The sequence below is a fragment of the Parolsenella sp. genome (assembly GCF_982402205.1).
Window position 1 is genome coordinate 1 of the sequence record NZ_CEVYAT010000038.1, and the last position, 11037, is coordinate 11037.

The 11037-nt window shown below is 63.9% G+C and carries 11 protein-coding genes and 1 pseudogene; 1 reads left to right on the forward strand and 11 read right to left on the reverse strand.

The genetic code is table 11. The features are described from left to right. Positions 1-2250: YhgE/Pip domain-containing protein (locus AC1VTH_RS03580; protein ID WP_481334728.1), on the forward strand; the 2250-nt coding region annotated here is incomplete at its 5' end. 246 nt (positions 2251-2496) lie between these two features. On the opposite strand, the gene AC1VTH_RS03585 is transcribed toward AC1VTH_RS03580, so the two are convergent. From AC1VTH_RS03585 to AC1VTH_RS03635, 11 genes and pseudogenes are all read right to left on the reverse strand, one after another. Next, a complete protein-coding gene (locus AC1VTH_RS03585) occupies positions 2497-3264 on the reverse strand; it encodes a TlyA family RNA methyltransferase (protein ID WP_481334729.1) in 768 nt (255 codons plus the stop codon). A 2-nt stretch (positions 3265-3266) separates the two neighbouring features. Then, the gene (locus tag AC1VTH_RS03590; protein WP_481334730.1) at positions 3267-3596 is read right to left on the reverse strand and encodes an exodeoxyribonuclease VII small subunit; all 330 of its coding nucleotides are present in this window, start codon (positions 3594-3596) and stop codon (positions 3267-3269) included. 5 nt (positions 3597-3601) lie between these two features. Further along, entirely contained in the window at positions 3602-4252 is a 651-nt protein-coding gene (nusB, locus tag AC1VTH_RS03595) for a transcription antitermination factor NusB (RefSeq protein ID WP_481334731.1), read from the reverse strand. 2 nt (positions 4253-4254) lie between these two features. After that, the gene (locus AC1VTH_RS03600; RefSeq protein ID WP_293673422.1) at positions 4255-4617 is read right to left on the reverse strand and encodes an Asp23/Gls24 family envelope stress response protein; all 363 of its coding nucleotides are present in this window, start codon (positions 4615-4617) and stop codon (positions 4255-4257) included. Between the two features lie 66 nt (positions 4618-4683). After that, positions 4684-5250, reverse strand: coding sequence for an elongation factor P (efp, locus tag AC1VTH_RS03605; RefSeq protein WP_293673421.1), 567 nt, complete (start codon positions 5248-5250; stop codon positions 4684-4686). Between the two features lie 477 nt (positions 5251-5727). Next, positions 5728-6129, reverse strand: a complete 402-nt coding sequence (locus AC1VTH_RS03610; RefSeq protein ID WP_481334732.1) for a DUF956 family protein — start codon at positions 6127-6129, stop codon at positions 5728-5730. A gap of 106 nt (positions 6130-6235) precedes the next feature. After that, positions 6236-7156 carry a PTS system mannose/fructose/sorbose family transporter subunit IID gene (locus AC1VTH_RS03615; protein WP_481334734.1) on the reverse strand — a complete coding sequence of 307 codons (921 nt, stop codon included), beginning with the start codon at positions 7154-7156 and terminating at the stop codon, positions 6236-6238. Positions 7157-7174: 18 nt separating this feature from the next. Continuing rightward, positions 7175-7990: a PTS mannose/fructose/sorbose transporter subunit IIC gene (locus tag AC1VTH_RS03620; RefSeq protein ID WP_293673418.1), complete on the reverse strand. Its 816-nt coding sequence runs from the start codon at positions 7988-7990 to the stop codon at positions 7175-7177. Positions 7991-8005: 15 nt separating this feature from the next. Next, positions 8006-8995: a mannose/fructose/sorbose PTS transporter subunit IIB gene (locus tag AC1VTH_RS03625; RefSeq protein ID WP_481334736.1), complete on the reverse strand. Its 990-nt coding sequence runs from the start codon at positions 8993-8995 to the stop codon at positions 8006-8008. A 372-nt stretch (positions 8996-9367) separates the two neighbouring features. Next, on the reverse strand, positions 9368-10492 hold the full coding sequence (locus AC1VTH_RS03630; RefSeq protein WP_481334737.1) for a M24 family metallopeptidase: 1125 nt from the start codon (positions 10490-10492) through the stop codon (positions 9368-9370). A 114-nt stretch (positions 10493-10606) separates the two neighbouring features. Further along, positions 10607-11037 (reverse strand): annotated as a pseudogene (locus AC1VTH_RS03635) (hypothetical protein); the annotation flags it as partial.

Below are 11037 nucleotides of genomic sequence, written 5' to 3' on the forward strand. Positions count from 1 at the left end.
CTGTCGAGCATCCGCGGTAACGTCATCGCCCTCGTGGTACTCGTGGGCATGATCGTGGTGCCCACCTTCTACGCCTGGTTCAACATCGCGGGTTCCTGGGACCCCTACGGCAGCACCGCCAACCTCAAGGTGGCCGTAGCCAACTCTGACAAGGGCTTTAGCTCGGACATCCTGCCCATCGAGCTCAACTTTGGCGAGCACGTCGTGGCAGACCTGCGCAAATCGACCTCCATTGGTTACACCGTGACGACCGAGCAGGAGGCCATCGAGGGCGTGCGCTCCGGCGAGTACTACGCCGCCGTGGTGATTCCCGAGGACTTCTCGACCGACATGATGACGGCGCTGTCGTCCAACCCGGTGAAGCCGCAGGTCAAGTTCTATCAGAACGAGAAGAGCAACGCGATTGCCCAGATCGTGACCAACAAGGCGAGCACCGCCATCGAGAGTGACATCGACGCCTCGTTCGCCGAGTCCGTGACCACCGTGGGCTCGGGCGCGCTCGAGCAGCTGGGCGGCGTCCTCGACGACGACAAGCTCTCCGAGGTGGCCGACAAGCTCGACAACGCCATCTCGCGCGGCTGCGACACGCTCGCCTCGACCGCGAGCGACATCCGCGGCTTTGCCGACATCCTCTCCTCCACGCAGGGCCTGCTCGACTCCGGCTCGGGCTCGTTCTCGAGCTCGCTGTCCTCCACCCTCGACGTGAGCGGCACCCTGCAGGCGACGGCGAGCAACGTGCGCGACCTCGGCAACGCCCTCGACGGCACCACCGACTCGCTGAACGACGCCCTGGCGAGCAGCGCCGGCAGCATCGACTCGGTGGGCAGCGCCATCGACGCCGCGCTCGATGCAGCCGACAAGCCCACGAGCGATCTGAGGGACGCCCTGGGCCGCGCGGCAGACCTCGCCACGAGCAACGCCACCAAGCTGAGTGACCTCGCCGCCAAGCTCGACAATGCCGCCGCCTCGGCCTCCACCGCAATGGACAGCATCGATGCGCAGCGCCAGGCCCTCGACCCCACCGCGGCCGACTACGCCATCCGCTACGAGGCCCTCACCCGCGCCTACAACGCGGCCGCGAGCCTGCGCGACCAGGCCACCGAGAACGCCAAGCGCCTGCGCACTTCCGCAGACGAGATGACCACGCTCGCGACCAAGCTTGGAGAGGCACAGACCAACATCGACAGCGTGCGCAACAATACCGAGCAGGTACGCGACGAGCTCAAGAGCGCCGTCGAGACCGCCAAGGCAGGCATCGGCCAGGTCCAGGGCACCTACGAGGCAGACCTCAAGGGCACGCTCGCGACGCTTGCGGGGCAGATCTCCGAGGCGTCCTCGGGTGCCGACGACATTGTGGCGAGCCTCGATGACACGCTCGGCTCCGTGGGCTCGACGGCCAGCGCTGCCGCCTCGACGCTCGGCGACGCCACGAGCTCGCTCAACAGCACCGCAGACGCCCTCGAGAAGGCCGCTGGCCAGCTCTCCAACCTGCACACGAGCCTGCGCGCCGCGCTCGACTCCGATGACCTGCAGCAGGTACGCGACATCCTCACGGCCAACCCCACCTCGCTTGCCGAGTTCATCTCCTCGCCCGTCTCGGTCGACCGCACGCCCCTCTATGCCATCGAGAACAACGGCAGCGCCATGGCGCCCTTCTACACGACGCTCGCCATCTGGATTGGCGGCGTGGTGCTCGCGGCTCTGGTTAAGACCAACCCGAGCGAGAAGATCGCCGAGGAGCTGGGACTCAACCCCACGCAGGGCTATCTCGCCCGTCTCTTTCTCTTTGCGCTGGTGGGTCTGCTGCAGAGCTCGCTCATCTGCGCCGGCGACCTCTACTTCCTAGGGACGCAGTGCGCGAACCCCCTGCTGTTCTTTGTGGCCTGCTGGGTCGCGAGCTTCACGTTCGTGAATATCATCTACGCGCTCACGGCGTCGTTTGGAGACGTGGGCAAGGCCATCGCCGTTGTGCTCATGGTCATCCAGGTGGCGGGCTCGGGCGGCACGTTCCCGGTGCAGATGCTTCCCCAGGCCTTCCAGGCGATCTATCCGTTCCTACCCTTCGTCCACGCCGAGAACGCGATGCGCGCCGCGATGTTTGGTCTCTACGGCAACGATTTCTGGACCTGCCTGGGCACGCTCGCGCTGTTCATCATCCCGTCGCTTTTGCTGGGCCTCGTGTTGAGGCGTCCTATCATCCACCTCAACGAGTGGGTCGAGAAGAAGCTCGAGAGCACCAAGATCATGTAGCGGGGCCTGGCCGGTCGTGTTGCCTCGAGACGCGACCGGCACATACGCACGCCAACGGGCGCCAGCGACCCATCGTGTCGCTGGCGCCCGTTTGTTTGCGGCTCGATATCGTCCGCCGGCTTCTTCGAGTTAGACAGAGTCAGCTAATAGCAATATATGGCCGCTGGCAACTACGCCAGAGTCGGTCGTTTGCTGCAAACTGACGGCGGCGGCGCTTATCACCCCATACACAATGAGCTGCTTGGTCTACCCAATGAATGAGAGGTCAAGCTCAGCAGGCTCGCCGCCGCGAACGCCCAGCAGCAGGTACTCGTGGTTGCCCTTGGCGCCCGTGATCGCGCTCTCGCAGCAGCCCGCCACGGCAAGGCCAGCCTCATTGAGGCCCTGCGCCACGCGTTCCACGCAGGCGCGACGCACCTCGGGGCGGCGCACGACGCCGCCCTCTCCCACGTCCTCGCGAGCCGCCTCGAACTGCGGCTTCACCAGGGTAAGAAAACGCCCCTGCGGGCCCAAAAGCTCGCAGACGGCGGGCAGAATCGTTATGACCGAGGTAAACGACACGTCGCACACGGCCAGGTCATAGCTTCCACGGTTCTCGGCGGTGGGAACGTCGACGATGTTGGTGCGCTCGAGCAGCGTCACGCGCTCGTCCTGGCGCAGCGACCAGTCAAACTGCGCGTAGCCAACATCGACAGACGTAACGTGAGCGGCCCCGCGAGAGAGCAGGCAATCGGTAAAGCCACCGGTGGAACAGCCCACGTCTACGCAGGTAAGACCCGTGGGGTCAACACCAAAATAGTCAAGGCCGCGCTCGAGCTTAAGCCCGCCGCGACTCACATACGGAATCGAGCCGCGCACATGCAGCTCGCAGCCGGGACGCACCTGCGTCCCGGCGCTGGTATAACGCATTGAAGGTCCCGAGACGTCGCCGGCCATAACGGCACGCATCGCGTCGTCGCGAGACCTAAAGTACCCCTGGGCAACGAGCTCCTCGTCGAGCCTACGCTTGCCCAAGGCTATTTGCCCTCGGAAGCAACAGTCGAGGAGTCGCCCTGCTCGGCGGCGTCGGAGCCATTGGTCGAGACAGCATCGCCGTCTTCGGCGGAAGGAGAGGAATCGTCGCCTTCCCCCACAGGCTCGGCCAGTCGCTCACGCTCCTCCGGCGAGAAGGCGGCCTTATCGACCAGGTCAACGGCACGCGTGCCCAGAGCGATGGCCTCGTCGAAAAGGTCGAGCGAGCGCTCGAGCGAGGTGTTCTTGTCGCGCACGGCGCCAATGATCTCGTCGAGGCGCTGAGTCACGTCTGAGAAGCGCTCGTATCCCGAGGTGTCTGGACCCTTGGCCATCTGAGCTACTCGCCCTCGTTGGCCCAGGCGGGCACGTCGTCAGACGAAGAGTCAGCGGAAGCGCCCTGCTCGGAGACGGGCCCGTCCTCGTAGGCGTAGTCGCCATAGCCGTACTCGTCCTCATAGGCCTGCTGCTGGGCGGCTCGCTCCTCGGCCTCGCGGGCAGAACGCTCAGCGGCCTCGGCGGCCTCCTTGGCAGCTCGCTCGCGGGCCACGGCCACAACGTCGACGCCCTCGTCGAGCTGGGCGGCGATGAGGCCGAGGATGCCGTTCACGAAGCGGGACGACTCATCGGAGCTGCCAAAGTCCTTGGCGAGCTCAACGCACTCGTCGATGCTAACCGAGACGGGCACCTCATCGTTGTGGAGCATCTCGTACAGGGAGATGCGCAGCAGGTTGCGGTCAGTCGCGGACATGCGCGAAAGGCTCCAGTTGCGCGTGGCGCCAGAGAGCACGTGGTCGAGGTCGCTGCGGCACTCGTCGGCACCGCGAGCGAGGAACTCGCCGTACTCGTCGAGCGGACCGGGATCAACCGCGTACTCGCCAGCGAGCACGTCGGCGACGGAACGGCCACAGGCCTCGGCCTGGAACATGAGCTGCAGCGCCTGGCAACGGGCCAGCGTGCGCCCACCGATGTGGTGAGAACGAGAAGACAAGGCTACTCCTTGGGGAAGACGAGTTCGTCGATGCAGACGTCGATGCTCGAGACGCGCACGCCAATCTGGGCGTCGACGGCGGTGGCAACGGCCTCGCGCACGTCGGCGGCAAGCTTGGTGAACGGGTAGCCAAAGAAGACGGCGAGCCTCACGGTGATGGCAAGGGAGTCGTCCTCGGCAACCGTGGCCTCGACGGCATTGGTCGTCGGCTGGGGTTTGGAGGTCAGCATGGCGATGATGCCGCTCGCGATGTCCTTGCCGTAGACGGAGGCAACGCCCTCGACCTTCTCGGCCGCACCGCTCACGATCGTGGTGATGACGCTCTTGGAAACGCCCATGCCGGCGATTCTCAGCTCATTGCTCATGTCTGCCCCTTTCGAGGTGAATGAGCCCGCGCGCCGGATTGACGCGCGGGCAAGTGACGGGTGAAGCTAGACGCGGGCGACGAACTTGCCCTCGCGGGTGTCGACCTTGATGACGTCGCCCTCGTTGAGGTACATCGGGACCTGGATGACGGCGCCAGTCTCGATGGTGGCAGGCTTGCCACCGCCCTGGACGGTGTCGCCCTTGAAGCCCGGGTCGGTCTTCGTAATCTCGGCCTCGATGAACATGGGAGGCTGGACGGTCAGCAGGTCGTCATCAGCGTACATGAGCTGGCAGGTATCGTTCTCCTTGAGCCACTTGTAGTTCTCGCCGATGAAGTCCGTGGACACGGGAATCTGCTCGTAGGTGTCCATATCCATGAAGTAGTAGTTGTCGCCGTCGTTGTAGAGGTACTGCATCTCCTTGGTGGAGAGCATGACGGAGTCGAACTTGGAGCCGGCGTTGCAGGTCTGGTCGCCGATGACGCGGCCGGAGCGCAGATCCTTGATCTTGTAGCGAACGAAGGCGCCGCCCTTGCCCGGCTTGACGTGCTGGAACTCGACGAGCGTATAGATCTTGTCCTTGATCTTGAGGCCCATGCCGTTCTTGAACTCGGCGGTGCTGATCTGCTGCATCTAAAGACTCTCTTCCTGTCTTGGCCCAACGGTGGCGGGCCACATACGTTCATGCATTTGAAAATTCTAGCATACCGAGCCTGTCGATTATGTGTAGCAGCAGCTACCAGCAGCAACGCACGCACGGGACGGACGGGCACGATTCCGGCCAAGATGGTTGAGAGAGGTATGGCACCGGCCCCGCCAGTTAGAGCCCGCATTCGCAAGTGGCGAACGAAGGAGCGTCGAGCCCTCGTCAGGCATGACGCCACGGCAACCAGAGCGGGGACAAAAGACACGTCCCCTTGTCCCCGCTCCCCCATTGATGCAAACAAGCACCCGCTTTTACGTGCTGGGAGGCTTCCTAGCACGTAAAAGCGGGTGCTCAAAGATTCGGACGCGTAAAAGCGGGTGCTCGATGGACCAGCCGCGTAAAAGCGGGTGCTCAGTGGAGGCAGCAGAAGAACGATGGGCGCGGCAGGAGAAGCGCGGCGCCCCCTACTTCTTGCGGCTCACGAGGCTCTTGACGTTGCCCGGAATGCTCGCGACGCCGCGCTTGAGCACGCCAAAGAACGTGGGCGAGCGCACGAGCTTGTCATCGCCGATGTGGTCGCGGATGGCGCGCAGCGTCTTCTTGTTGTCGCGCGTCGAGAACGAGAAGGCGTTGCCGTTGAGCGTCGTGAAGACGGCGAAGCGCGCGATGGTCTTGTCGCGATTCATGACCGAGGCCGCGATGTGGTCGACGCAATCCCACGGTATCTGGATGAAGTCCTCGCGGTTGCGCTCGTTGTAGAACTCGAGCGCGCGGTCGCCCACCATCATGTCGCCGTAGGTGGCGAGGCCCATGAACGAGGTTGCCTTAATCGTGAGCTCGACCTTTGTGTTGAGTGACTGCGCCATGCGCCTCTCCTTACCAAAGAGGGCGGACCGCCCAGAGAACTGGAGGCGGCCCGCCCAGACTTACTTGTTGCGGCAGCCGATTGCGCGGATGCCTCGCGAGCACATCTTACATGAAGCCGAGGAGACGGCCGATGATGCCCACGGCGAAGAGAGCCAGGATGATGACGATCGGGCTGACCTTCTTCTTGAGGAGCTTGCAGCACAGCAGCGTCAGCAGCACGGCGGCCAGGCCAGGAATGAGCTGGTCGAGGTTGCCCTGGAGCGTGGTGGTCTTAATCTGATCAAGACCGGTCGCGCCGAGCGAGGAGTACTGCGTAAGGGCGCTCTTGATGCCATCGGCGTTGCCCTGAATCTGGGACCAGTCGATGTAGGAGCCGTCCTGCTGGGTGATCTGGGAGACGATCGGGGTGAAGGAGATCGAGACCCAGCGCTGGACCAGCGCGCCGATGATGAACATACCAAGGATGGAGGCACCCTCGGTGATCTTGCCCATCATGCCGCCGCCGAGGTCCTTGGCGATGGAAGAGCCGACCTTGTAGCCAAACTCCTGCGTGTACCACTCAAACGCCATACGAATGACGTTCCAGGCCACGAAGAACAGAATCGGGCCGAGGATGGAGCCGCCCAGCGCGAGGGACGCGCCGAGGGCGCCGAGAATCGGGCGCACGGTGAACCAAAACACGGGGTCGCCAACGCCGGCCAGCGGGCCCATCATGCCAACCTTGACGCCCTGGATGGCGGCGTCGTCAACGGGAGCACCGTTGGCGCGCTCCTCCTCGAGGGCCAGGGTCACGCCGATAACCGGGCTGGAGACGTAGGGGTGCGTGTTGTAAAACTCGAGGTGACGCTTGAGGGCGGCAACCTGGTCTTCCTTGGCCGGGTAGAGCTTCTTGATCGCGGGGATCATCGAGTAGCACCAGCCGCCGTTCTGCATGCGCTCGTAGTTCCACGAGCCCTGCAGGAACTGATGACGCCACCAAACCTTCTTGCGGTCAGCAGAGGTAAGTTCGATCTTGTCCTGTGCCATGTCAGTCACTCTCCCTTCCTACTCGTAGTCGTTCAGGATGTCGCCGAGCGGGTCACCGGAGCCGCCGCCGTTACCACCCTGCTTGGCCATGTCCTTAAGGCCAAGGTAGATGAGGGCGAGCGAGATGCCGATGAGGCCAAGGGCGATGAGCGTAAGCTGAGAGATGGCGGCGAGGACGAAGCCGAGGATGAAGAACGGCCAGACCTCCTTGGTCGCCATCATGTTGATGACCATGGCGTAGCCGACTGCGGCGACCATGCCACCGCCGACGGCCATGCCGCCGGACAGCCAAGCGGGCATAGCGTTGAGGGCGCTGGTGACGGCCTCAGCAGGAATGACGCAGAGCAGCGCGGCCGGAATGGCAATACGAACACCCTGCATCAGGATGGCAACAACCTGCCAGACCTCGATGCCCTTGAAGTCGCCCTTCTCGGCGCAGGCGTCCATCGCGTGGACGATGGCGGTGGCGAGGGTACGGCAGATCATCGTGAGGAACAGGCCAGCGACGGACAGCGGGATGGCCAGGGCCACGGAGGTGTTGATCGCGGTCTGGGCGTCGGCGTTGCCACCGTTGAGGGCCAGCACCATGAGGATGGCGGAGGCGACGGAGGCGAGAGCGGCGTCCGGGGCAACGGCAGCGCCGATGTTGGCCCAGCCAAGGGCAATCATCTGAAGCTGGCCGCCGAGGATGATGCCCTCCTGCAGGTGACCACTAACGAGGCCAATGAGCGTGCAGGCCACCAGAGGCTGGTGGAACTCAAACTCGTCGAGAATACCCTCCATACCAGCCAGGAGGGCAACAATGACGATGAGAATGATCGTGATTGGAGACATGAGTCAAACCCTCCCTTACTTCTGAGCGGCCAGATCGGCCTTTGCCTTCTTGAGCATGGCGTCAATGTTCTCGGAGCTGTCGGACGGAACCTTGCGGACCTCGAACTCAACGCCGAGGCTCTTGAGCTCCTCGATCGCCTTGACGTCGTCGGCGCCCATGGCGACGGCGTTGGTCACGACGACCTTGCCCACGGAGTGCGCCATCGAGCCGATGTTGACCTTCTTGATGTCGACACCGCCCTTGATGGCAGCAAGCAGATCCTGGGGGTTCTCGAAGAGAAGCATCACCTTGGTGGCACCAAAGCGCGGGTCCTTCGTGACCTCGATCATCTTGCTGATGGGCACGACGTTGGCCGGAACTCCCGGAGGCGCGGCCTGCTCGATCATGGTCTTGCGCAGCTCGTCGTGGGCGACGCCATCGGAGACGACGATGATGCGGTCAGGGGCGATCGTCTTGGTCCACGTCGTAGCAACCTGGCCGTGAAGCAGGCGCGTGTCGATGCGGACGTGGGCGATCTTGATGTGACCGTCACCAAGGACCGTACCCGGGGCAATGGCACCAGCGCCAGCCTTGGCAACCGGAGCCGCGACCGCAGCCGCGGGCTCGAGCGCCTCGGGAAGGACGCGCACGCCCTTGCGACCCTCGCCGACGAGGTGAGCCGCGATCTCATGCGCGGTCTTCGACGCATCCATGCGCGCCGAGTAGGCCTCGATGAGCATCGGCAGGTTCAGGCCCGTGACGATGGCCCAGGTGTCGTGACCCTTGACGAGGGCACTCGTCTGGTTGAACGGCGTGCCTCCCCAAAGGTCAACCAGGAACAGGACCTGCTCCTGGTCCTCGAGTTGGCTTACCGCCTCCTCGAGCTTGGCCCTGAAGTCATCAGGACCCATGGAGGGCTCGAGGCTCACGACCGCGACGTTCTCCTGGTCACCAAAGACCATGGAGCCCGTCTGCCGGACGCCCGCCGCAAGCTCGCCATGACTTGCTAGGACAATCCCTACCATTCCTACCTCCCATGCAGTAAATGGGGTACGTGCGGGACGTAAGAAATAATATACGGACTAGGGCCAATTGTGGACAAACCGTTTGCCAACGGTGTGAATTAAATTGGTTAAAGCTTTTATCTCTCGCATTTATATAATATGCAGTCTTTGCCATATATGTAATTTATATACTTGCCAAATTGGCAGCTTATCCGCATAAGTCCTGACCACACAACGTTACCGCTAGGTTAGGTGCCAAACATAACGCTACCGTTCATCGATTATTTTTGGCAATTTAGAAGAAAGGCACCGGGCAATTGGCAATAACGCCATGCGCCCGGTGCCTTTTGTCAAGAAGTTGATATGCCTTCTTGACAAAACAATGAGCTAGAACTAGCAGGGAATGACGGTGAGCTCGTGCGGGGACTCGGTGAAGGGCTCGTAGCCGTCCTCGGTGACCAGGCCAAAGTCCTCGAGGCGAATGCCAAACTTGCCCGGCAGGTAGATGCCCGGCTCGATGGTAATGACCGCGCCCGCGGGGATAGGCTCGGTGTTGCGGCGGTTGAAGTTGGGTTCCTCGTGAATCTCGACGCCCACGCCGTGGCCCAGGCCGTGCTTGTAGTAGTCGCCGTAGCCGGCGTCGCTGATGACCTTGACCGAGTGGTCGTAGACGTCCTTGCCGATGACGCCCGCGCAGGCCATGGCGGCGCACTCCTCATGGGCCTGGCGCACGACGTTATAGACGTGGCGCTGCTCCTCGGAGGGCTCGCCCACGCACACGGTACGCGTCATGTCGGCGTGGTAGTCGGCCACGGTGGCGCCGTAGTCCATGACGATCATGTCGCCCTTCTCGACCACGCGCGGGCCCGGCTGGGCGTGCGGGTTGGCGCCGTTGGGGCCGCTCGCGATGATCGTGCCAAACGACAGGTCGTCGGCGCCATGGGAGAGCATGTAGTTCTCGAGCTCGGCGCGGATCTGCTGCTCGGTGACGCCCGGCTTGATGTAGCCGCAGATGTGGCGGAAGGCGGCATCGGTCACGCGCTGGGCGGCACGCATGAGCTCGACCTCCTCGGCATCCTTGACGGCACGGGCGCGGATGAGGTCGCCGTGCAGGCGCGGCAGGGCGGGCGCCACGGAGCGGGCGGCGAGGGCAACCTGAAGGGCGTCGTAGAACTCGAGCGTGCAGGTGTCCTCGACGGCCACGACGCGGGCGCGGGCCTCGACGATGCGGTCGGCCGCCCACTCCTCGGCGCCAACGATCGTCTGGTCGAGCTCCCAGGCGGTGTCCGCACCCAGGCGCTCGCAGAAGGTGTTGTAATAGCGCGAGTCTGTGTGGAGCATCTGGCGCGTGGGCGTGATGACGGCGGTGTGGGCCACCTCGTCGTCGAACGTGCGCTCGCAGCCGGTGAGCCAGCGCAGGTCCGGGTTGTTGCGCAGAATCACGGCGTCATAGCCGCGCTCCTCCATGATGGCGCGCAGCTTGGCCACGCGCACGGCACATGCCTTCTCGTCTGCCATGTCTGTCCTTTCGACGAATGGGACAATAGGTGCCTGGCATCTATTGTCCCAGGTATGGGAACCAAAGTAAGAATGCGTGGCGAGAGGAGCGGGCCTCTCGCCTTGGGCGCGGCGTTAGGCCTCGCGGGCGCGGCGGCGGGCCAGCTTGCGGCGCGACTTGCACCAGGCGCCCAGGTGCTCGGCGATCATGTCGTCCTCGAGCGAGGTGAAGCGCACGCGGCCAAAGCCGAGCGGCAGCGGAATCATGCAGCGGTTCGAGCGCTGGAGCTCGTCTGCCTTGAGCGCGGCGGCGAGCTCGACGGGGTCGAGCACGCAGGCAACCTCGGCAAGGCCGAACTTCTCGAGCAGGGCGTCCTGGGTGAAGACGAAATCGACCAGCGCCTCGTCGGGGGCCTGGCGTGCGGCGGCAAGGCGGGCCGAGATGCGCAGTGCCTCGGCGAAGAGGCGCGCGATGCCGGGCCTCTCCTCGACGAGGAAGCGCTCGTCGGCGGCGGGGGCGCCGTCGAAGGCGCGCTCGAGGGCACGGCCCACGCAGCGGCCGTAGA